Here is a 22260-nt window from a genome sequence, read left to right as displayed (position 1 = left end):
CGCCTGGTCGTCAGGCGACCGAGCAGGTCGTGCCGTTGAGGGCGAAGGCGGCGGGCTTCGCCGCGTCGCCGGTGTGGGTGGCCTGGAAGCCGAACGTCTGCGTGGCGCCGCCCGCCAGCGTGCCGTTGTAGGAAACGTTGCGGGCGGAGAGGGCGCCGCTGGCCGGCGTGATCGTCGCGTTCCAGGAGTTGGTGACGGTCTGGCCGCTGGGCAGCGTGAAGGCGAGCGTCCAGCCGTCGACCGTGGCCGTGCCGGTGTTGGTGATGGCCACGGAGGCGGTGAGGCCGGCGCTCCACGAACTGACCGTGTAGGTGACCCGGCACGCGCCGGTGGGGGCGGGGGTGGCGGTGCCGGTGGGCGTGGGCGTGGGCGTTGCCGTGGTGGGGGTGGTGGTGTCCAGGCCGAGGAAGCGGATGGCGGCGGCCGCGTCGACCGGGAGGTTGTGCGAGACGCCGCTCATGCTGATCGCCTCGACCGGCGCCTGGTCGCCGGTGCCGCCGTAGCGGGTGCGCGTGTAGCCGGACCGCGGCGTGTCCGTGTAGGACGGGGTCTGGGACAGGCCGTGCACGTTGGTCCACTGCTTGATCTGCTCGCCGAAGTTCGGGTACTTGAGCGTCTCGTCGTTGGTGCCGTGCCAGGTCTGCATGCGCGGCCGCGGGCCGGTGTAGCCGGGGTAGGCGTTGCGCACCAGGTCACCCCACTGCTGCGGCGTCTTGGTGATCAGCCCGTTGGCGCAGTCGCTGTTCCACTCCGAACCGTTCGTGGTGGCAAAGCACCCGAACGGCACGCCGGCGAACGCGGAGCCCGCGGTGAAGACGTCGGGGTAGACGCCGAGCAGCACGTTGGTCGTCAATCCCAAAGTGCACTACATGTGAAACAGCAGCTCAGGTGTGTTGGGAGCACCAGCTAAGCCGGATTCGTCGGCCGCTCCGCTCCGCGGAGTGTGGATCTCCTACGTCACAGACGTACTCCCTCTGGGTGCCTACTCGGCGGGTCCTGTAGCCCAGAACTCTCAAGCCGGTCCTCTGTCTGATCCGCGTGAAGGCCGGATGAGGGTTGCAGGTTTGAACAGGCGCGGCCGGGATGGTGCCCAGGCCATCAACCAGCTCCACCGCGCCGAGCGGGACTTCCTGGTCGGCTCTTACTGGCAACGCATCGATGCTGACGATGAAGTCGTACGGTCAGAAATCCGTCAATGACTACTGGGCCGTTCTAGTTGTCCGCCCACTATGCGCGGTGGCACGTACAGTAATCGCCATGTCGATGATCGGCTACGTCCGTATCGATGCGGGTGGGCTGGATTCCGCATCGGCGGGTGGTGGTTGTGGCGTATCCGGTGGTGTCGGGTTGGTGTGCGCTGTTGTGGACGCCGTGAAAGCTGGCCGGCTCGGGTATTGCTGCGGTGATGGCACCGGTCGAATCACGCGAGGCTTGCCGATTTGTGGCGGCTTCGGTGGCCGGGATCTCGGCTACGGCACCGTCGCATGACTGCGGCAGGGCCGGGTTCGCTGCCACAAGTCGTGGAAGTGCATCGCCTCGCTGTTGCCGGTCGTCAGGTACCGATCGCGCAGGATGTCGGGCGGGAGCTGGGCTGGGTGCTGCTGGGCTGGTCCCGGTTCGCGCAGGTAGAGGCCATCGCCACCGCGACGCTGACCCTGGGCCCGGACGCGAGCGCGTTCTACCAGCGAGGCTGGGCGTACTCCTCGACCGGGCGTCCACAGTTGGCGCTGGCCAACTACGAACAGGCCCTAGCCCTGCACCGGCAGGCCGAAGACCGGACCAGCGAAGCCGCCACTCTCAACAACATCGGCTCGGTGTATGCCGGGCTCGGTGCCCGCCGGCAGGCGCTGGTCTTTTACGAGCAGGCGCTGCCGATTGCGCGGGAGGTCGGGGACCGGGCCGGTGAGGCGACCACTCTGAACAACATCGGTCACGTGTATGACGGTCTCGGCGACCCGCGGCAGGCGCTGGCCTTCTACGAGCAGGCGCTGACGATCAGGCGGGAGGTCGGGGACCAGGCCGGTGCGGCAACCACTCTGAACAACATCGGTCACGTGTATTCCGGGCTCGGCGACCCGCAGCAAGGGCTGGCCTTTTACGAGCAGGCGCTGACGATTGCGCAGGAGGTTGGGGATCGGGCCGGCGAAGCCGCCACCCTCACCAACATCGGCCACGTGTATGACGGTCTCGGCGATCGTCGGCAGGCGCTGGCCTTCTACGAGCAGGCGCTGACGATTGCGCAGGAGGTCGGGGATCGGGCGGGCGAGGCGACCACTCTCAACAACATCGGCCAGGTGTATGACGGTCTCGGCGATCGTCGGCAGGCGCTGGCCTTCTACGAGCAGGCGCTGACGATTGCGCAGGAGGTCGGGGATCGGGCGGGCGAGGCGACCACTCTCAACAACATCGGTGGGGTGTATGCCGGTCTCGGCGACCCTCGGCAGGCGCTGGTCTTCTACGAGCAGGTGCTGCCGATCATGCGGGAGGTCGGGAACCGGGCCGGCGAAGCGACCACTCTCAACAACATCGGCCACGTGTATGCCGGTCTCGGCGACCCTCGGCAGGCGCTGGTCTTTTACGAGCGGTCGCTGCCGATTGCGCGGGAGGTCGGGAACCGGGCGGGCGAGGCGACCACTCTCTCCAACATCGGCCACGTGTATGCCGGTCTCGGCGACCCTCGGCAGGCGCTGGTCTTTTACGAGCGGTCGCTGCCGATTGCGCGGGAGGTCGGGAACCGGGCGGGCGAGGCGACCACTCTCTCCAACATCGGCCAGGTGTGTGCCGGTCTCGGCGACCACCGGCAGGCGCTGGCCTTCTACCAGCAGGCGCTGCCGATTGCGCGGGAGGTCGGGGACCGGGCCGGCGAAGCCGCCACTCTCAACAACATCGGCCACGTGTATGCCGGTCTCGGCGACCACCGGCAGGCGCTGGTCTTCTACGAGCAGGTGCTGCCGATTGCACGGGAGGTCGGGGACCGGGCGGGTGAGGCGACCACCCTCAACAACATCGGCAGGGTGTATGCCGGTCTCGGCGACCCTCGGCAGGCGCTGGTTTTCTACGAGCAGGCGTTGCCGATCATGCGGGAGGTCGGGGACCGGGCCGGTGAGGCGGGGACCCGGTACAACGTGGCGATGGTGTTGCGGGCGGTTGGTGATCTGGCGGCGGCGGTCGCCGAGCTCGAGCAGGTCGTGGAGTTGGACCGGCAGGTTGAGCACGCGGATCTGGCCGACGACACCGCGATGCTGGAGCAGATACGCCGGGAGTTGTCGGGGTAGGACCCGTGCCTCGGGTGGGCGCGGCGCCTGGCGGGTGTCGTGCGGTGGGGCGAGTGAGCCGGGGTGGACAGACTAGTGGCGAGGAAAGGCAGGGTGATGGTGATGATGTCAGCGACGGTGACGGTGTCGGGTGCGCTCGCGCAGTCGTGGGCTGGTGAGTTGCAGGCGGTGCTGGAGAAGGGCAAAGGGCCGGGGGAGAGTGTGTCGCCGGTGCAGGTCGAGCGGGATGCCGGGTTGACGGTCGCGGTGATCGCGTTGGTGTTCGCCGGGGTCGACACGGCCAAGACGATCTGGGACTGGTGGCACGAGCAGCGGCCGAAGCAGGCCGAGGTGGTGGTGACGGTGGTGCTGGCCGACGGTACCCGTGTCGAGGTGTCCGGTGTCGAGCGGGCCGAACTGGACGGCATCGTCCAGCGGGCTCTGAACCGGCGCTGACGGCGGGCAGGCGGATTCAGGTGGGCCCGGCCGTGGTGAATCAGATGAAGATCGTCGACGTGGAGATCTTCGAGCAGACCTCTACCTATCGCGAGTTGCGGCTGTCCGATGGTGACGGGCCACCGGTGACACGGGGTATGGACGCGGCCGCCGCGCAGGCGCTGGCCGAGCTCTTCGATCGCGACTACCGGCAGGGCGCGATCGCGCAGCAGGTGTTCGCCTCTCCCCAGTTGAAAGCGCTCGGCGTCCGCCTGTTCGATTTCCTCGACGGTGATCAGCGGTGGCTGGCCCCGTTATCGCAGCATCCGGCGGGAACCGTGTTGCGGGTCACGACGGGGGATGCGCGGTTGCGGCATCTGCCGTGGGAGCTGCTCGCGACCGGTGACGGATATCTGGCGGTGGCCGGCCGGGCGCCGGTACTGCCGGTAAGGGTCGTCGGTGGGCACGCCGGGCTGCCGGCCGATGTCGCGGCCGGGAATCGGCCGTTACGAGTGCTGTTTATGGCCACCTCCCCGGAAGGGGTGGAGCCGGTGCTGAATTTCGAGGCCGAGGAGTCCGCGATCCTGGCCGCGACCACGCGTACCGGCACCGAGCTGGTGGTGGAGGAGAGCGGGACCCTCGACGGGCTGCGTGCGGTGATGCGCGACTACGGTGACGGCTACTTCGACGTGCTGCACCTCAGCGGCCACGCCACCCTCACCACTGATGGGCCGGCGTTCCTGGTGGAGAACGAACTCGGCGCGAAGGTGACCGCCAGCGCCGACCAGATCGCCCAGGCTCTGGACGGCAACTGGCCGAAGCTGGTGTTCGTGTCCGGCTGCTGGACCGCCGGCAGTTCCGACGGCGGGGAGGTGCCGTCGATGAGTGAGAGCCTGATCCGTTCTGGTGCCCCCACCGTGCTGGGCTGGGCGCTACCGGTCTTCGACACCGCGGCCACGGGCTGCGCCGCGACCCTCTACGGGGCCCTGGCTGATGGTGGCCGCTTGGACCGGGCCCTGCTCGACGCGCGCAGACACCTGTATGCCGAGAACAGCCCGCACTGGCATCTGCTGCGCGTCTACACCGACCGCTCCCCGCTGGCCGCCATCGTCACCCCCCGCAACACCCCCGGCCGGGAATCGATCCGGGTTCGCGCCGCGGATCAGGTGTTCCTGGACCCACAGACCGGAACCTCACGGGTCGCGTCCCGCGCGACCTTCGTCGGCCGCAGGCGGGTCATCCAGCGCTGCTTGCGCACCCTCAACCAGCCCACCGGTACCGGTACGGCGGCGCAGGCGCTGGTCCTGCACGGCATGGGCGGGCTCGGCAAGAGCAGCCTGGCCTCGCGGCTGCTGGAACGCATGCCCACCCACCAACGCGCCGTCTGGGTCGGCCGCGTCGACGCGATCAAACTGCGCGAACTCACCACCAAGATCCGATTCCCGGACATGGACCGTCAGATCGAGGCCGGAAAGATCCTCGACAACGAGGGAATCCCGCTGGCCTCCCGGCTGCAGTACCTACTGGACCCCGACGGCCCGCTGGGGCAGACGCCGTGCCTGTTCGTCTTCGACGACTTCGAGAACGGCAACCTCGACCAGCGCGACGGTAGCCACGTCCTGGCCCCGGACATCGCCGGTATCCTGCCCGCCCTGCTCACCGCCATCAACGCGACCGGCAGCCGCAGCCGGGTCATCATCACCAGCCGCTACCGCTTCCCCACCCCGCCAGGTACCCATATCAGCGTCGAGTCGCTGGAAACCCTCACCAGCGTCGAACAAGACAAGAAGATCAGCAACCTCGCCAACCTGCGCCCCAGCTCCCACCTCGACTACGCCATGCGGCAGCGCGCCATCACCGCCGCAGACGGTAACCCCCGCCTGCTGGACTGGCTCGACCTGATCGTCGCCGACACCACCCTCGACATCAACGCCCTGCTCACCGCGATCGAGAACACCACCGACCGATTCCGCGAGGACATCCTCGCCGAGAAACTGCTGTCCACCCAGGACCCCGAACTGCGCCGCATGCTCTCCGCCGTCAGCGTCATCGAACTGCCCGTCCCGGCCGAAACCGTCCACGCCATCCACCAGGCCCTGAGCCCATCGGCCGACACCGGACCACACCTCACCCGCGCCGTGCAACTCGGCCTCATCGAGGAAGGCACCGACCCCACCACCGGCGACCACCGCTACTACGTCACCAACCTGCTACGCCCTCTGCTCCCCCTCACCGACGACGAACACACCCACGCCTGCGCCGCCGCCGCCCAATCCCTCTACCCCCTCTGGATCACCGACCCCGAACCCGGCACATGATCACCACCACCCACGCCACCGAGGTCCATCGCCTCGCTGTTGCCGGTCGTCAGATACCGATCGCGCAGGATGTCGGGCGAGGACTGGGCTGGGTCCTGCTGGGCTGGTCCCGGTTCGCGCAGGTAGAGGCCATCGCCACCGCCACGCTGACCCTGGGCCCGGACGCGAACGCGTTCTACCAGCGAGGCTGGGCGTACTCCTCGACCGGGCGCCCGCAGTTGGCGCTGGCCGACTACGAACAGGCCCTGGCCCTGCACCGGCAGACCAAAGACCGGGTCGGCGAAGCTGCCGCCCTATCCAATATCGGCGAGGTGTATGACGGGCTCGGCGATCGTCGGCAGGCGCTGGCCTTCTACGAGCGGGCGCTGACGATCAGCGGGAGGTCGGGGACCGGGCCGGTGAGGCAACCACTTTGAACAACATCGGTCACGTGTATGACGGCCTCGGCGACCGTCGACAGGCGCTGGCCTTTTACGAGCAGGCGCTGACGATCAGGCGGGAGGTCGGGGACCAGGCCGGTGAGGCGACCACTCTGAACAACATCGGTCACGTGTATTCCGGGCTCGGCGACCCGCAGCAGGCGCTGGCCTTTTACGAGCAGGCGCTGACGATCATGCAGGAGGTCGGGGACCGGGCCGGCGAAGCGACCACTCTCAACAACATCGGCTCGGTGTGTGCCCGGCTCGGCGATCGTCGGCAGGCGCTGGCCTTCTACGAGCAGGCGCTGACGATTGCGCAGGAGGTTGGGGATCGGGCCGGCGAAGCGACCACTCTGAACAACATCGGCCAGGTGTATGCCGGTCTCGGCGATCGTCGGCAGGCGCTGGCCTTCTACGAGCAGGCGCTGACGATTGCGCAGGAGGTTGGGGATCGGGCCGGCGAAGCGACCACTCTGAACAACATCGGTCACGTGTATGCCGGTCTCGGCGATCGTCGGCAGGCGCTGGCCCTCTACGAGCAGGCGCTGACGATCATGCAGGAGGTCGGGGATCGGGCCAGCGAAGCGGCCACTCTCAACAACATCGGCTTGGTGTATGAGGGGCTCGGCGACCGTCGGCAGGCGCTGGCCTTCTACGAGCAGGCGCTGACGATCAAGCAGGAGGTTGGGGATCGGGCCGGCGAAGCGGCCACTCTCAACAACATCGGCTCGGTGTGTGCCGGTCTCGGCGACCGGCGGGAGGCGCTGGCCTTCTGCGAGCAGGCGCTGACGATTGCGCAGGAGGTCGGGGATCGGGCCGGCGAAGCGACCACTCTCAACAACATCGGCCAGGTGTATGCCGGTCTCGGCGACCGGCGGGAGGCGCTGGCCTTCTACGAGCAGGCGCTGCCGATTACGCGGGAGGTCGGGGACCGGGCCGGTGAGGCGGTGACCCGGTACAACGTGGCGATGGTCTTGCGGGCTGATGGTGATCTGGCGGCGGCGATCGCCGAACTCGAGCTGGTCGTGGAGTTGGACCGGCAGGTCGAGCACCCGGATCTGGCCGACGACACTGCGATGCTGGAGCAGATACGCCGGCAGATGACACAGACCCACACCGAGACCTGAGCACCTCGACGCGACCGGAGGAGCGTCCCGGGTGTGACCTTCACGGAGGGCGCCGTGGATGCCCAGGTCGTGCTTGAACCCCGTGTCCACTCACGCCGGGGTAACGGTCGGGGTGTGCTCGACGACCTTGTCGAGCAGGTGGACATCGATCACGGTGGTGGTGACCGACGCCGCGGGCACCACCACCGATAGTCAATTGAAGAGCGTCGACGGCCAGCCCTCGCTTACGGCCTGGCTTCCCCCGGCGTCTTTGCCGGTCGTGGAGCGGTCCACTGCCGGTTCCATGTCGTTCAGCGGGTCGGGGTTGCCCGAGGTGCGGATGAGGAGTTCGTTGGGTGCAGTGTGGTTGTCGGGGAATTCAGCCCGCGTGGCTGCGAGATGCAACATGCCGTCAGTTGTTGCTGCGGATGATGGATTAGCGCTCGCGGTCGGCAAGGTCGTCGTCATGCCCAGCGCTGGAGAGGCGACGGGTCTGTCGCTCGTGCGTCTGCTGGTTTGGGCGGAATGTGCACTGTGCGGCCGCCGGGAAGGTCCGGCGGTCGCACAGGGAGTCAGGCGATTGTGCAGATGCTGCCGTTGAGGCTGAACGCGGTCGGTTTGGTGGCGGTGCCGGTGTGGGTGGCCTGGAAGCCGAAGGTCTGGGTGGCTCCGGCGCCGAGCGTGCCGTTGTAGGGCACGTTGCGGGCGGTCAGCGCGCCGCTGGACGGGTTGATCGTGGCGTTCCAGGAGTTGGTCACGGTCTGGCCGCTGGGCAGGGTGAACGCGAGCGTCCAGCCGTTGACGGTTGCCGTGCCGGTGTTGGTGATCGCGACGGACGCGGTGAACCCGGTGTTCCATGAGTTGATCGTGTAACTGATCTGGCAGGCCCCGGCCGGTGCCGGTGTGGTCGGTTGGGGGGTGGTGGGTGTGGGGCCCGGCGTCGTCGGTGTCGGGCTGGGGGAGGTCGGTGTGGTGGTGTCGAGGCCGAGGAAGTGGATGGCTGCGGCTGCGTTGACCGGCAGGTTGTGTGAGACGCCGGCCATGCTGATGCCTTCGACCGGGGCCTGGTCGCCGGTCGCGCCGTAGCGGGTGCGGGTGTAGCCGGACTGCGGCGTGTCCGTGTATGACGGCGTCTGCGCCAGGCCGTGCACATTGGTCCACTGCTTGATCTGTTCGCCGAAGTTCGGATATTTCAGTGTTTCGTCGTTGGTGCCGTGCCAGGTCTGCATGCGCGGTCTGCGCCCGGAGTATCCCGGGTACGCGTTGCGCACCAGGTCGCCCCACTGCTGTGGAGTCTTGGTGATCAGCCCGTTGGCGCAGTCGCTGTTCCACTCCGAGCCGTTGGTGGTGGCGAAGCACCCGAACGGCACGCCCGCGAAGGCCGACCCCGCGCTGAACACGTCCGGATAGACGCCGAGCAAAACGTTCGTCATCATCCCGCCGCTGGAGACGCCGGTCGCTACGATCTTGTCTGCGTCGACTGGGTAGCGGGCACGTACGTAGTCGATCATCGATTTGATGCCGACAGGGTCGCTGCCGCCTTCTCGGCGCAGTGCTGCCGGTGAGGCGACGTCGAAGCACTGGCTGCTTCGGGTCACCGAGGGGTAGATGACGATGTAGCCGTGCTGGTTGGCCAGCTCGTCGAACTGGCTGCCGTTGTAGAACGCCGGCCCCGTTCCGGTGCAGTAGTGCACCGCTACCAGCAGTCCCGGCTTGGCCGCCAGCTTGTCGGGCACGTATAGATACATGCGTAGATTTGATGGATTTGACCCGAAGGAGGTCACCTCGGTCAGTGCGGCCGCTGCCGCCGGTGTGGGCAGTCCGAGCGCGGTCACGACCGCGACCAGTACTACAGAGGCGATGGCGAGCAATCGAGTTCTCATAAGAAGTCCTTCGCGCGAGAGTCGCGGGTAACTTAGAACTCCAGCGGAGGCTTGCCCGGCGTCCACCGCTCCCGGCCCAGGAGTATCGACCATTATCTACTTGATGGTCGGCTGGTGCTACCCACGGGCCGCGAAGAGGTCCTTGGCCTGGCGGGTGGCCCTGTTCGCAAGCAGTGCGACAGGCTTGATCGTCAGAACACGCGCTGGTCAGAGTAATGGTTGCGGCTCCCCGCCGTCGTCGTGGCGGGAGTCCTGGCCGCGACGGTGGTGGCGGCGATCGTCACGGTGCGCCGCCATCGCAGCCCGCGCGGCGGTGTACTGCACATCGTTCTCGGCGACACCCAGTTGCGGGCCATGGCTGCTGTCGGCGCTGGGGTGTACGGCGGGATGTTCGCCGCCCTGTACGCGGTACCGCACGTGCTCTACCGGCAGCACCAATACAGCACCATCGAGGTCGGCATGGTCCTGCTCCCCGGCGCTGCCGGTGCCGTCGTGCTCGCCCGTATCGCCTCCCGGTATGTTCCGTCGCTCGGCGCCGTGCGCGTCCTCACGATCGTCGCCGTGATGTTCGGGGATTCCTGGCCAGCGCCGCGGTCGTGCCGCATCCCGCGCTCCTGGTCGCTACCGTCGCGGTCGCGTTCGGTGCGTTCAGCACCACCCAGACCGTCTACACCGGGCTCGTCAGCCGACGCGCACCGCGGCTCCGCGGAAGTGCGATCGGGATCGGGAACCTTGCCTTCTTCGGCGGCGGTGCGGCTGGCTCGGCCCTCTGCTCGGCACTATGGCAACCACTCGGTCTCACCCATGCGCTCGCCATGATGGGCCTGCTATCCACGCTGGGTGCGGTTCTTGTCTCCGTGTCGGTCCGGTGGAGTCGAGCCCGGGACGCTGGAAGCCGTACTGCATCACCAGTGCCGAGGTAGATGGACGGCACGCGTGCTGCGGGCGATACGGGCCGACGCTATCGCGCCCGTATCGCCTGGCGAGCTTTGCTTATCTCCTTCCGTAAGGTGCTGGGTGCGGGTGTCGCGGATGTCGGGATCATCCTTGAGTGCCTTGCGATCGTATCGATCCGCCCGCCGGTGCAGCTCCTCTGTGCCCTTGAACGGATCTGCGACTATCGGGCTAGATGCAGCGCTGCCCGGAATTCAAGATCTACCTTCTAGGCTCCTCGTGGGGGTCGATCAGGCTGGAGGAGTCGCTAGCAAGATCGACGTCTTTAGTACCGATCTTGTGCTGCTTCGCGCGCCGAGATCGGCGCTCCAGAATAGTGTTCACTGTCTGGGCTATGGCAGCCAGTGCTGCCAAGGCGGATGCGGTGATGCCGACCCAGTCTGAGAGATCCACAGTACCTACACCTCACGTCGAGGCGCTGGTCGGGCTGCGACGCGCAGCGCTCAGCTCGACCAGTGCACCATCACTGGCAAGCTGAGACCCGGCGCCTCGGACATGGGCTCAGATGGGCCTATGTAGGCCCTCTCCATGGTATTTGGGGTTCTCGGCCGGCGAAAACCATGATGAAGTCTTCGCGAGGTCTCCCCCACCTGCTACGCACAGGCCCACAGGGGGACTGCTAGCGGTGGTCCACCGGGGGAACCAAGGCTTCCCGAACTGACCGGTGAGACTCTTCTCGGGGTACTCCCCTCGCTGACCTCATCGTAACTGAATGCAATGATGCGGGCTATGCACGAAATCTCATCGAGCAAAATAGAAAGATCGATTTTGGTCAGCTTTTGTGTCATGGTGGGGCGCAGGAATCTCAATGTGTGCGTTCAAGGCTGCGCGAGACCGCTCAGATGATTCTTCGACGCGAGCCTGTGCCAAGGTCGGGGAGATCGAGGCGAGCACGCCGGGTGCCTGTCGCACGTATTGAGGGTCGCCGCCATGATCTGTGTACGGGATAGAGCACGCTGGGCACCACCCGGCGAAATGCTGGTAGACAGATCGCGCGATGGTGTAGGAGTGCACGGCTGACAACAGCCCGCTGATCATGCCCTGGTCACGGCGAAGGTCGCCGAGCAGTGTCGTGCTGCGCGCGTACAGGTAGTGGCCACGCTCGCCGAGCCGGTGCGGATCCGTCACGGCGGTCCAGCGCTGCAGCAGCGCCGAGGCGAACGCGAAACTTTGCCCCGCCAGCGCCGCGGCCGCCCGCTCGATGTCGTCGACCCAGCTCTCATGATCCAGGTCCCCGGATGGTGTGGACACCTGCGGTGCCGCCGTGCGCGCGGCGAGGGCGAGGGCGAACCTGGCGCGCGTGTCGTCATCACAGCGGGCCAACGCGACATCGAGCACCTCCTGGGGAAACGCCCCGCGGATAGGTGCGCGGGCCGAGCCTCTCCCACTTCGACACGGTACGGACCGCGACGCCGAGGTAGGCAGCGTAGGCACGCACGCTCATCCGCAGCGCGTACCGCAGCGCCTGCGCGTGGGCACCGGTCCAGCGGTCCACCGCGATCATCCCGGTCCGCCCCCTTTTCCAGACCACACCATCGGACCACGTATCGACGAGCGTGGCACCGAAGGTGCCACGGAGGTGCTACACCGGTCCGTTCCCGCCCGGCACCGACGGCCGGATGCTGAGAACAACCACACCGCAGAACGGAGGACCCCGTGAACCCCACGGTCACTCTCATCGGCCACGGCACCGTCACCGCGGACGCCGCGTGCTGGCCGGACGAATCACCCGACCCGGCCGCCCGGTCCGGCCGGAACCTGATCGATCCCGCACTGTTCACCGTCCTGACGGCCCGCATCGCCGCGGACCATCCCGACCTCACCGATGACATGCCGGCCCGGATCCTCGATCAGGCCCTGGCATTCCTCGGCGCCTGCGCCGTGACGACGACACCGATCGGCCCGTCCCGGCTCGTCGACATCGGCTGGCACACCCTCATCCTGGACACCGCGGCGTACGCCGGCCTCTGCCAGCGCATCGCTGGACGCTTCATCCACCACCTCCCCGACGACCCGAGCGATACCGGCAACGGCCTGCCGCTGACCGCTGCGACGGCCGCAATCGTGACCGCGGGCTACCGGCTTGACCTGCCGTTGTGGACCAGCGGCGGCACCGCCGACTGCACCCAATGCCACTCGGGGTGCACCGACCGTCCCACGCGCTGACCAGACACGAGACGGCAGCCCGCCGTCCGACGGGGCACGTCCTATGCTCGGCGAAGCCCGGTTACGCCAGCGTGCAGGAGAATCAAAGAGTGCCCCGCCGCCAGTGGTCCGACCTTCCCCCACGAGTACGTGCTGCCGTGCAGCGCGAAACCGGGGACATCCGCACGGTCGAGGATCTGGCGGCGGGCTCCGTAGCCGATATCGCCACGGTCCTGACCACCGCGCACGAGCGGATCTTCGTCAAGGGCATCGACACGCGTACGGCCAACCCGCACGCGGTACGCGGGCACCGCCGAGAGGCCGCACTCAACACGCTGCTTCCGGCCGGCAGAGTGCCGCGGCTGCGGTGGGAGGTCGCGTCGGAGGGTTGGCTGCTACACGGATACCGCTACGCCCCCGGCCGGCACGCCGACCTCAGCCCCGCCTCGCCCGACATCGCGCCGGTCCTCGTGGCCCTCGACGACCTCACCCACGCGTTGACACCTGCACCCGCGGAAGCTGCCATTCTCGCGCAGATGGGCCGACCGGATCCCACCAGACGCCGTCACCGGCGACACCCTCATCCACACCGACCTGACCCCACGAAACCTACTCGTCCACGACGGGCACGCCTGGGTCATCGACTGGACCAACCCGTGCATCGGCGCACCCTGGATCCCGTACGCACTACTCATCATCAGGCTCATCCGCGCCGGCCACACCCCAGCCGCGGCCGAGGATGTTGTTAGCGTGGCCGAGGCCTGGCAGGGCGCCACACCGTACGCACTGGACTGCTTCGCCGCCGCCGCGGCTGACCTCTGGCGCGGATGGCATCAAACCATCGCAGCCCCGCATCATCTTCCGCTAGCGGAGGCCGCCGAGGCGTGGTCGGCACATCGAGCAGTCGGCTGACATCGCCGGAGGGACTGTGCCAGGAGCGGTGTTTCCGGCCCGACACGCCGGGCTGAAGACCTGGCGGGATGGGCACTGTGCGTGATGACATCGAACGTTGTGAGTCCACGGAAGAAGATCGATAGTGACGGGCAGCAGCTGTCGCCGGAGCAGGCCGCCGCGGCGGCGATGGTGGCCGAGGCCAAGGCCCGCGGGTTGGAGCTGACCGGTCCGAACGGGTTGCTGAAGCTGTTCACCAGGAATGTGCTTGAGACCGCGCTGAACGAGGAGATGACCGAGCATCTCGGCCACGAGAAGAACCAGGCCGAGCCGGGACGTGAGTCGACGAATGTGCGGAATGGCAGCCGCGGCAAGACGGTCCTCTCGGACGCTGTCGGCGAGGTGCGAATCGAGGTCCCCCGGGATCGGGAGGGCACGTTCGAGCCGCAGATCGTGAAGAAGCGGCAACGGCGGTTGACTGAGGTCGACGAGATCGTGCTGTCGTTGTATGCGAAAGGAATGACGACCGGGGAGATTTCCGCGCATTTCGCGGAGATCTATGGCGCGTCGGTGTCGAAAGAGACCGTTTCGCGGATCACCGACAAAGTCGTCGCGGAGATGACGGAATGGTCATCGCGGCCCCTGGACCGCGTGTACGCGGCCGTGTTCGTCGACGCCATCGTGATCAAGGTTCGGGACGGCCAGGTCGCGAACCGGCCCATCTACGCCGCCATCGGCGTCACCGTGGACGGCCGCAAGGACGTCCTGGGCCTGTGGGCCGGCACCAGCGGCGAGGGCGCCAAATTCTGGCTCAGCGTCCTGATCGATCTGAAGAACCGCGGCGTGGCCGATGTGTTCTTCGTCGTCTGCGACGGGTTGAAAGGGCTGCCCGACAGCGTCGAAGCGGTCTGGCCGCACGCCATCGTCCAAACATGCATCATCCACTTGATCAGGAATACGTTCCGGCTGACGTCCCGGGCCGACGCGGACGCGATCAAGCGTGATATCCGGCCGATCTACACCGCCGTCAACGCGGACGCCGCGGCTGCCGCCCTAGACGACCTGGAAGAGAAATGGGGCACGAAATACCGGGCGATGATCCGGCTATGGCGTAACGCATGGAACGAGTTCATCCCGTTCCTTGACTACGACGTCGAGATCAGGAAAGTGATCTGTTCCACGAACGCGATCGAGTCGTTGAACGCCCGCTATCGCAGGGCCGTACGCGCTCGAGGACATTTCCCGAGCGAGCAGGCCGCGCTGAAGTGCCTGTATCTTGTGACCCGCAGCCTGGACCCACAGGGACCGGCCGCGCCCGATGGACGATGCGCTGGAAGCCCGTGCTGAACGCCTTCGCCATCACCTTCGGTGACCGCTGGCCGGCCGCCGAAACCTACTAACCAAGAGCCGGAAACACCGATCTAGGTACGGACCCGTGATCACATCTGCTCGACGTGATCGGCGCGATCTCCTCGGGTGGGGTTGAAGGCTGGTGGTCAGGGGTTGGCCCGGTGGATGACTGCGGTGCCTTTGGCGGTCAGGATGCCGGCGTGTTGCAGGGGGGTCAGGATGGTGATGATCTCGGTCATTACCGAGGTGCGGGCGGTGCCCTCGAGTGTGTCGGCCAGTGCTGCGAGGGTCACGCTCAGCTCTTCGGCGAGGTCGACGCGGGCTGGTTCCTGGTGTAGCAGCGTCCGGCGGGTGTGCGCGGCGCGGCGCAGGAGCGTTCTGGCCTCCTCCATCCGGCCTGCCCTGACGGCCAGGTCACCCAGCCGCTCGTAGGAGATGGACAGGTCGCGGGCGTGGCCGGTGTTGTCCGGCTCGGCGGCGGCCAGCCGCTCGCGGATGGTCAGGGCCTGCTGGTACAGGCCGGCGGCCCGCTCACCCTGTCCCACCGCCCGCGCCAGGTCACCCAGCCGGTCGTAGGAGACGGACAGGTCCCGGGCGTAGCCGGTGTTGCCTGGCTCGGTGACGTGTCTGCGCTGGTCGATGAGGAATGCGGTGATGAAGATGGTTTGGGCGTCGGCGGCGCGGCCATGGTCGCGGGCGAAGATTCCGAGGGTGTCCGCAGCTTGGCTGAGCTGGTGTTGGACGGTGGGTGGGAGCGCGGCGACGCGGGTGTCGGTCAGCAGCGCGGCGTGAGCGCGGCACAACGCATCCAGCAGACCGGCGCGGTGGACGGTGCCGGATCGGGCTGGCGTCATCGGCCGGGCTCCCCCGATGAGGACTGACCAAGCAGACGCGCGGTGAGGCGGGTGTAGCGGTTAGCGAACGCGGTGGCGGCGGTGTCGACGACGCTGTGGTGGGTGGCTAGGCGGACCAGGACGTCGAGGGCCCGTACTACCTGGGCGTCGGAGGGCAGGTCCAGGACCTGGTGAAGTAGGGTCAGTCCGCCGTCGGGTTGGTTGGTCAGGACGTGGGCGATGAGGGCTTCGCCGAGTCGGTCGGGGCGCAGCGGGTTCCACCGGTCGGGTCCGGGATACAGGTGATGTAGCCACTGGTCGACCCGGCTGCGGATCTGTGGATCGGTGAGGTCGGGGATCAGGTCCAGCAGGGTGTGGGCTTCGGTGTCGTCGCGGGCGCCGGCCAGGGTGGCCAGGGCTACGCACAGGCGGAGCAGGTCCGGGTCGAGGTCGGGGAGGCGGGCTGTCCACCGTCGGGCCTCGTGGTCCAGGGCGCGGTCCACCGGTGGGCGGGAGTCAGGCTTCCAGTGCGGGCCGGACAGGGCCGCGTCGAACGCCTCCAGCAGCACGTCCAGCGGCCGGTCGTAGTGCGGGCCTGTCAGCTGTACCGTCGGCTGCGGGGCGGTCCAGCCGGGGCCGTGCCAGGTCTGGCCGAACGCTGTCAGGCCTGCGGTGAATAGGTCGTGTCGTTGCGGGCTGGTAAGCCCGGTCACTGCGGTGGGGGTGTCGGTGGCGGCGTCCAGCGCCATCAGGGTGGCGCCAGCAGCGACCGCCCGCAATGGGTCCCAGGTATGCCCGGCCGCCGTCCCGGCGGCCGGGCGGCTGAGGAGTAGTACCCGGACCGGCGCCAGTGCCGACGCCGACTCCGGGCGGCTCAATGCGGTCAATGTGGCGGCGAGGGCTTCCGCGTCGCGTTCCTCGACGTAGTCGACCACCAGTAGCCGCGGTAGCGGTAGATCCTCGAGGTGTCCGCCGGTGGCGGGGAGCAGGCCCGCCACCCAGCCATGCGCCCGTTGCGCCCGGCAGGCCTCGATCGCGAAGCGGGTCTTGCCGGCACCGCCTGCAGCGTCGATGTAGCGAACCGACAACCGCTCCGGTTGCTCACACCAGGCGGCGACGACGTCGAGGGCGTCGCCGCGGAACAGGTAGTCCACGACCGCGAACTCCGGGCGCAGCATCGTCGAGGGTTGTCCGACACCGGGGGTCACCTGCGCCTCGATCCACGGCTGGTCCACCAGCCGCTCGGCACCGTCAACGGGCAGCACCGCATGCCAGAGCGACCGGGCGGCCAGCACCGCGGCCTGGCCCGCCGCCGCGATCTTCCCGCCCAGCGTGGCCAGATCGTCCGACACCCCGGACGCGGCTCCCGGCAATCCACCGGTCTGGTCCGGTAGCAGCGCGGCCACGGGAGCGGCCCATCCGCCCAGGTCGGTGTACCGATCCCGGGTCGCGGTCACCACGCCGACAACCGCTCGCCGGGCCGGGCATACCAGCGGAGCCCCGGACAGCCCTGGCGCCGCTTGCCCCGCCTTCAACTGCAGGAAACCGTCACCGGTTACACCCTCGAACACGAACGACGCCGGTGCCCCCGGCGGTATCCCCTCATCCCGGGGCGGAAAACCGAACGCGTGACACGTCTCGCCGAGCGGGTCTTCACCCACCAGCCATACGCACGGATGGATCGCCACCCACTCGGCGTCCGGCTGCAGTTGCAGCAGCGCCAGATCTGGAAACGGCCACAATCCACCGGGCGCGACAGGCGGCACTGACCGCGACGCGACCTCCGCCCGCACGCCCTGCTCACCCACCGCCGGATCGGCAGGCACCACCATCACCTGCGACAGCGGGGCCCCGCTGTCGTCGTCATAGACCACGTGCGCGGCGGTCAACACCCACCCAGGAGCAACGAAGAATCCGGTACCGCACACGCCGGTGCCGTCGACCCGGTCGATCCGCACCACATGACGGCGCAGCTGGCGCGCATCAATCCGCGTGCGCACCGCCGCTCACTCCCGGCCGTCCGGTTCCGTGCCCGGTTTCTTCCAGACCAACGTCACCTTCAAACTCGCCGCGCCGTCGGCGGCGACCAGCAGACCGGTCAGCTTCCCCGACTTCGCCGTCAACGACAGACCGAACTCCACACTTGCCTCTGCCGGGCGGACCGCCTCCCACACCTCGCCCAATTGTTCCGCCACCGCCCGCACCGTGTCCCGGACACCGTCGAAGGACAACGACCGGTCCGCTCCGACCGTCTGTGGCCCGCCGCCGTCCGCGAGTTCCACAAAGAACTCTGCCCCTCCGGTCCGCACTCGTTCCACATGCTTGGCCCGCACCGGCCCCGGCTGACTCACCCCGACTGCCCCTTCCCGCCCCGAAGCGGATACGTCACCGCGCCACCACATTCAGCAGCGCCCCGATAGCCTCCCGCTCCCACCTCCGCGAGGCAAAGCCGTCGCCCAGTCGGCAAGCCGACACCACCAGAGGTCAACGTCATAAGCAGCATCAACCACCGTGCCCCACAGCACACCATGGACACCCGTACCGGTGCGAGACGACGAACAGCGCGGCACCCAGCCGATCGGACGACGGAATCCCCCTGCGGTAGCACACCCCTCGACCACCACCGTCACGTACTCTGTCCGAACTAGCCGAAGCAACTCGGCTTGATCAGTCCTTATCCGGGGAGCCCGGCCGATGACGCCAGCCCGATCCGGCACCGTCCACCGCGCCGGTCTGCTGGATGCGTTGTGCCGTGCTCACGCCGCGCTGCTGACCGACACCCGCGTCGCCGCGCTCCCACCCACCGTCCAACACCAGCTCAGCCAAGCTGCGGACACCCTCGGAATCTTCGCCCGCGACCATGGCCGCGCCGCCGACGCCCAAACCATCTTCATCACCGCATTCCTCATCGACCAGCGCAGACACGTCACCGAGCCAGGCAACACCGGCTACGCCCGGGACCTGTCCGTCTCCTACGACCGGCTGGGTGACCTGGCGCGGGCGGTGGGGCAGGGTGAGCGGGCCGCCGGCCTGTACCAGCAGGCCTTGACCATCCGCGAGCGGTTGGCCGCCGCCGAGCCGGACAACACCGGCTACGCCCGGGGCCTGGCCGTCTCCTACGAGCGGCTGGGTGACCTGGCGCGGGCGGTGGGGCAGGGTGAGCGGGCCGCCGGCCTGTACCAGCAGGCCCTGACCATCCGCGAGCAGTTGGCCGTGGTCGAGCCGGACAACACCGGCCACGCCCGCGACCTGTCCGTCTCCTACGAGCGGCTGGGTGACCTGGCCGTGGCGGTGGGGCAGGGTGAGCGGGTCGCCGGCCTGTACCAGCAGGCCCTGACCATCCGCGAGCAGTTGGCCGTGGTCGAGCCGGACAACACCGGCTACGCCCGCGACCTGTCCGTCTCCTACAACAAGCTGGGTGATTTGGCCGTGGCGGTGGGGCAGGGTGAGCGGGCCGCCGGCCTGTACCAGCAGGCCCTGACCATCCGCGAGCGGCTGGCCGCCGCCGAGCCGGACAACACCGGCTACGCCCGGGACCTGTCCGTCTCCTACAACCGGCTGGGTGACCTGGCGCGGGCGGTGGGGCAGGGTGAGCGGGCCGCCGGCCTGTACCAGCAGGCCCTGACCATCCGCGAGCAGTTGGCCGCCGCCGAGCCGGACAACACCGGCTACGCCCGGGGCCTGGCCGTCTCCTACGAGCGGCTGGGTGACCTGGCGCGGGCGGTGGGGCAGGGTGAGCGGGCCGCCGGCCTGTACCAGCAGGCCTTGACCATCGTCGAGCGGTTGGCCGTGGTCGAGCCGGACAACACCGGCTACGCCCGGGACCTGGCCGTCTCCTACAACAAGCTGGGTGATTTGGCTGTGGTGGTGGGGCAGGGTGAGCGGGCCGCCGGCCTGTACCAGCAGGCCCTGACCATCCGCGAGCGGCTGGCCGCGGTCGAGCCGGACAACACCGGCTACGCCCGCGACCTGTCCGTCTCCTACGAGCGGCTGGGTGACCTGGCGCGGGCGGTGGGGCAGGGTGAGCGGGCCGCCGGCCTGTACCAGCAGTCCCTGACCATCCGCGAGCGGCTGGCCGCGGTCGAGCCGGACAACACCGGCCACGCCCGCGACCTGGCCGTCTCCTACAACAAGCTGGGTGACCTGGCTGTGGTGGTGGGACAGGGTGAGCGGGCCGCCGGCCTGTACCAGCAGGCCCTGACCATCGCCGAGCAGTTGGCCGCCGCCGAGCCGGACAACGCCGGCCACGCCCGCGACCTGTCCGTCTCCTACGAGCGGCTGGGTGACCTGGCCGTGGCGGTGGGGCAGGGTGAGCGGGCCGCCGGCCTGTACCAGCAGGCCCTGACCATCCGCGAGCGGCTGGCCGCCGCCGAGCCGGACAACACCGGCTACGCCCGCGACCTGTCCATCTCCTACGAGCGGCTGGGTGACCTGGCCGTCAGGGCAGGCCGGATGGAGGAGGCCAGAACGCTCCTGCGCCGCGCCGCGCACACCCGCCGGACGCTGCTACACCAGGAACCAGCCCGCGTCGACCTCGCCGAAGAGCTGAGCGTGACCCTCGCAGCACTGGCCGACACACTCGAGGGCACCGCCCGCACCTCGGTAATGACCGAGATCATCACCATCCTGACCCCCCTGCAACACGCCGGCATCCTGACCGCCAAAGGCACCGCAGTCATCCACCGGGCCAACCCCTGACCACCAGCCTTCAACCCCACTCGAGGAGATCGCGCCGATCACGTCGAGCAGATGTGATCACCGCCGTTTGGATCTGGTGACACATTCCCTACCAACATCCGGGTCCGCGACCTTCCCCCGCCCGTTTCCGGCGATGACCAGCAGCGGCGCGCAGATCTCGCGCGCCTGCGCGCTGAACTGCCCGCGCTCGCCTGGGCGATGCACCACGCGCTGCCGACGCTACTGGGAAGCAACGGCCTATTCATCACCCACGCCTCCCTCGACAGCGCACCGCGCCACCTGCTGTTCTACGGCCGATCACGCTGGATTCCCGCCCGAGCCAGTCACCTGCCGGACGTGACCGGCGCCCTATCGGCCCTCATGCCGGTGCCCGCAGAAGACGTCTTCGACGGCTTGGCCGCCCGCGCCGCGCGCATCGCCGCCCTCCGGTCTGGCCCGCCCCGACCGGACGACGTCATCAGGACCGGGCGTACCGGCGGCGGTACACCGGCCAGCGTTCCCCGAGGCGGGCAAGGCCGCCGAACGGTGATCGGCTCCGGAAGCCCTGGATGCCGCGGTCAGGGGTCCGCAGGACGTCACGGCGATCCCAGGGCTCGGGACTGAGCGCGAGATCTCTGCTCCCGTACGCGTCACCCGAGGGCAGGAGCCGGACCGGGCCGACGGTGCGCCATATGAACCGCCGATCAGGGCACGGTGCCAGCGCACGACCGGCGAGACCGGCCGCGGACGAACGCGCGCTGGGGCCGGTGCGGGGTCGCGGTGCCCAAGGGCCGTCCTAGCCGGTGCGGCGCTACGCGACGGCCCGCTCCAGCAGCAGCCCTTTCTGGCCGGCCGCGGACGCGCGGCGCGCGGCGCGACGGCGCCCGGCCGCTGGGCTCAGCGACGCTTCAGCGGCACGGGTGGCGGCGGTTGAGCTGTGCGTTTGCCGTCCGCGTGGCACTGGCAGGTGCAGTGACGTGCGGGTGTGCCCGCGGATGCCGTCAGCCAGCCTTTGCAGCCGGGTTGGTTCGGCCCGGCCCAGTGCTCGGGGTAGAGGCGGTCGAGGCTGCAGGCGAGGGTGCGTGCCTCGTCGGGGCCCTCGCGCCGCGGTTGCTGCGTTGCGCGCATGGGGCGGGGTCTCCTTCGTCGTGTCCCCTTGCGGGCCGCGGCGGCAAAAGGGCGTCCCAGTTGCCGCCGCAGCCGGCTCGGATCGCGCGACCCATCCGTGGGGGGATCTGGACGGTCTCGCCTGATGGCCCGTAGCGTCCCAGGCACGGACAGCGATCAACAGGGGTGAGCAGTGGAGCCCACGTGGGCTCACACTCCCTCGCCGTGCTCGCAGGGAGAGGCCCGTGGAGACCTTCGGAGAGGCGCTGCGGCGACGCCGCACGCAGTCGGCCTACCGCAGCCTGCGCGCGCTGGCCGACCGCACCGGCTACGACTGGGGCTACATCGGACAGGTGGAGCGGGGCGAGCGGACGGGCTCGGCGGAGTTCGCCGCGGTGTGCGACACCGCCCTGGACGCCGGCGGCGAGCTGGTCGCCCTGTACCACGGCGGGCAGGAGGCCGACCAGCGGCGGCGCGCGCTGCTGGGCACGCTGACCGGCCTGGCCGTCAGCGGCACGATGTCACCGATGATCACGCTGGAGGCGCTGCGGCAGGGCCTGAGCCACGCGACCGACGCCGACACCGACCACTGGCAGGGCATCGCGAGGAGTACGCCACCGACTTCTACCTCGTCGGCTTCGGCGAGCTGCTGCGGCGCCTGCAAACCGATCTGGTCATCCTGCAGCACCTGCTCATCGCCCAGCCCGACGACCGGCACCTCTCGCGCGCGGCCGGGCAGATGGCGTGCGTCCTCGCGATGACTGCTCCAGGCGCCGGATGACAACCGTGCACTGCCCGGCCTTATCCACCAGGGGCGGGGTCAGGAATATGAAGTAATCCACCGGCGCGAAAGACCCCTACGCCGCGCTACGCGCCATATTGGTGGGC

At 68.7% G+C, this 22260-nt stretch carries 16 protein-coding genes and 3 pseudogenes; 12 read left to right on the top strand and 7 right to left on the bottom strand.

Annotated features, from left to right (window positions below):
- Positions 1-10: 10 nt before the first annotated feature.
- A pseudogene (locus J2S41_RS22630) lies at positions 11-853 on the bottom strand (cellulose binding domain-containing protein); the annotation flags it as partial.
- A 404-nt stretch (positions 854-1257) separates the two neighbouring features.
- Here J2S41_RS22630 and J2S41_RS22625 point away from each other — a divergent pair.
- The 6 genes from J2S41_RS22625 (at position 1258) to J2S41_RS22600 (ending at position 7553) form a co-directional block, all read left to right on the top strand.
- Positions 1258-1488, top strand: coding sequence for a hypothetical protein (locus tag J2S41_RS22625; RefSeq protein WP_310370248.1), 231 nt, complete (start codon positions 1258-1260; stop codon positions 1486-1488).
- A gap of 32 nt (positions 1489-1520) precedes the next feature.
- The gene (locus J2S41_RS22620) at positions 1521-3275 is read left to right on the top strand and encodes a tetratricopeptide repeat protein (protein WP_310370246.1); all 1755 of its coding nucleotides are present in this window, start codon (positions 1521-1523) and stop codon (positions 3273-3275) included.
- A 102-nt stretch (positions 3276-3377) separates the two neighbouring features.
- Positions 3378-3710, top strand: a complete 333-nt coding sequence (locus J2S41_RS22615; RefSeq protein ID WP_310370245.1) for a hypothetical protein — start codon at positions 3378-3380, stop codon at positions 3708-3710.
- Between the two features lie 44 nt (positions 3711-3754).
- Positions 3755-6007: a CHAT domain-containing protein gene (locus J2S41_RS22610; protein WP_310370243.1), complete on the top strand. Its 2253-nt coding sequence runs from the start codon at positions 3755-3757 to the stop codon at positions 6005-6007.
- The gene (locus J2S41_RS22605) at positions 6004-6423 is read left to right on the top strand and encodes a tetratricopeptide repeat protein (protein ID WP_310370241.1); all 420 of its coding nucleotides are present in this window, start codon (positions 6004-6006) and stop codon (positions 6421-6423) included. The genes J2S41_RS22610 and J2S41_RS22605 overlap by 4 nt, the downstream gene beginning before the upstream one ends.
- Before the next feature lie 14 nt (positions 6424-6437).
- Positions 6438-7553, top strand: coding sequence for a tetratricopeptide repeat protein (locus J2S41_RS22600; protein ID WP_310370239.1), 1116 nt, complete (start codon positions 6438-6440; stop codon positions 7551-7553).
- A 93-nt stretch (positions 7554-7646) separates the two neighbouring features.
- On the opposite strand, the pseudogene J2S41_RS22595 reads toward J2S41_RS22600, so the two are convergent.
- Together J2S41_RS22595 and J2S41_RS22590 are read right to left on the bottom strand one after the other, a co-directional pair.
- Positions 7647-7826 (bottom strand): annotated as a pseudogene (locus tag J2S41_RS22595) (IS5 family transposase); the annotation flags it as partial.
- A 278-nt stretch (positions 7827-8104) separates the two neighbouring features.
- The gene (locus J2S41_RS22590) at positions 8105-9415 is read right to left on the bottom strand and encodes an extracellular catalytic domain type 1 short-chain-length polyhydroxyalkanoate depolymerase (RefSeq protein WP_310370237.1); all 1311 of its coding nucleotides are present in this window, start codon (positions 9413-9415) and stop codon (positions 8105-8107) included.
- A 219-nt stretch (positions 9416-9634) separates the two neighbouring features.
- Here J2S41_RS22590 and J2S41_RS22585 point away from each other — a divergent pair, with 219 nt between their 5' ends.
- Positions 9635-10234, top strand: a complete 600-nt coding sequence (locus J2S41_RS22585) for an MFS transporter (RefSeq protein WP_310370235.1) — start codon at positions 9635-9637, stop codon at positions 10232-10234.
- Positions 10235-11110: 876 nt separating this feature from the next.
- On the opposite strand, the gene J2S41_RS22580 is transcribed toward J2S41_RS22585, so the two are convergent.
- Positions 11111-11707, bottom strand: coding sequence for a hypothetical protein (locus J2S41_RS22580; protein WP_310370233.1), 597 nt, complete (start codon positions 11705-11707; stop codon positions 11111-11113).
- Between the two features lie 318 nt (positions 11708-12025).
- Between J2S41_RS22580 and J2S41_RS22575 the strand changes: the two genes are divergently transcribed.
- From J2S41_RS22575 to J2S41_RS22570, 3 genes and pseudogenes are all read left to right on the top strand, one after another.
- The gene (locus J2S41_RS22575; RefSeq protein ID WP_310370231.1) at positions 12026-12535 is read left to right on the top strand and encodes a glycine-rich domain-containing protein; all 510 of its coding nucleotides are present in this window, start codon (positions 12026-12028) and stop codon (positions 12533-12535) included.
- Positions 12536-13018: 483 nt separating this feature from the next.
- Positions 13019-13426: a phosphotransferase gene (locus J2S41_RS39915; protein ID WP_374728264.1), complete on the top strand. Its 408-nt coding sequence runs from the start codon at positions 13019-13021 to the stop codon at positions 13424-13426.
- Between the two features lie 99 nt (positions 13427-13525).
- Positions 13526-14805 (top strand): annotated as a pseudogene (locus J2S41_RS22570) (IS256 family transposase).
- 96 nt (positions 14806-14901) lie between these two features.
- Here the strand turns inward: J2S41_RS22570 and J2S41_RS22565 are convergent.
- Genes J2S41_RS22565 through J2S41_RS22555 form a run of 3 tightly spaced genes read right to left on the bottom strand, consistent with a single transcriptional unit; the run spans position 14902 to position 17870 of the window.
- On the bottom strand, positions 14902-15609 hold the full coding sequence (locus J2S41_RS22565) for a tetratricopeptide repeat protein (RefSeq protein ID WP_310370229.1): 708 nt from the start codon (positions 15607-15609) through the stop codon (positions 14902-14904).
- Positions 15606-17588, bottom strand: a complete 1983-nt coding sequence (locus tag J2S41_RS22560; protein ID WP_310370227.1) for a trypsin-like serine peptidase — start codon at positions 17586-17588, stop codon at positions 15606-15608. The genes J2S41_RS22565 and J2S41_RS22560 overlap by 4 nt, the downstream gene beginning before the upstream one ends.
- A gap of 6 nt (positions 17589-17594) precedes the next feature.
- Entirely contained in the window at positions 17595-17870 is a 276-nt protein-coding gene (locus J2S41_RS22555; protein ID WP_310370225.1) for a CU044_2847 family protein, read from the bottom strand.
- A gap of 412 nt (positions 17871-18282) precedes the next feature.
- On the opposite strand from J2S41_RS22555, the gene J2S41_RS22550 reads away from it, so the two are divergent.
- Together J2S41_RS22550 and J2S41_RS22545 are read left to right on the top strand one after the other, a co-directional pair.
- Complete coding sequence (locus J2S41_RS22550; protein ID WP_310370223.1) at positions 18283-20286, top strand: tetratricopeptide repeat protein; 2004 nt, start codon at positions 18283-18285, stop codon at positions 20284-20286.
- Between the two features lie 1331 nt (positions 20287-21617).
- Complete coding sequence (locus J2S41_RS22545) at positions 21618-22133, top strand: helix-turn-helix domain-containing protein (RefSeq protein WP_310370220.1); 516 nt, start codon at positions 21618-21620, stop codon at positions 22131-22133.
- Positions 22134-22260 lie beyond the last annotated feature (127 nt).

The sequence above is a fragment of the Catenuloplanes atrovinosus genome (assembly GCF_031458235.1).
GTDB lineage: Bacteria > Actinomycetota > Actinomycetes > Mycobacteriales > Micromonosporaceae > Catenuloplanes > Catenuloplanes atrovinosus.
The sequence above is the reverse complement of the archived record's forward strand: the minus strand, read 5'-3'. Positions and strand labels throughout refer to the sequence as shown.

What these genes read in the sequence shown, in the direction of transcription:
- J2S41_RS22625 (WP_310370248.1), top strand. Translation starts at nt 1,258, where the DNA reads ATGTCGATGATCGGCTACGTCCGTATCGATGCGGGTGGGCTGGATTCC.
- J2S41_RS22615 (WP_310370245.1), top strand. Translation starts at nt 3,378, where the DNA reads ATGATGTCAGCGACGGTGACGGTGTCGGGTGCGCTCGCGCAGTCGTGG.
- J2S41_RS22610 (WP_310370243.1), top strand. Translation starts at nt 3,755, where the DNA reads ATGAAGATCGTCGACGTGGAGATCTTCGAGCAGACCTCTACCTATCGC.
- J2S41_RS22605 (WP_310370241.1), top strand. Translation starts at nt 6,004, where the DNA reads ATGATCACCACCACCCACGCCACCGAGGTCCATCGCCTCGCTGTTGCC.
- J2S41_RS22590 (WP_310370237.1), bottom strand. Translation starts at nt 9,415, where the DNA reads ATGAGAACTCGATTGCTCGCCATCGCCTCTGTAGTACTGGTCGCGGTC.
- J2S41_RS22565 (WP_310370229.1), bottom strand. Translation starts at nt 15,609, where the DNA reads ATGACGCCAGCCCGATCCGGCACCGTCCACCGCGCCGGTCTGCTGGAT.
- J2S41_RS22550 (WP_310370223.1), top strand. Translation starts at nt 18,283, where the DNA reads ATGACGCCAGCCCGATCCGGCACCGTCCACCGCGCCGGTCTGCTGGAT.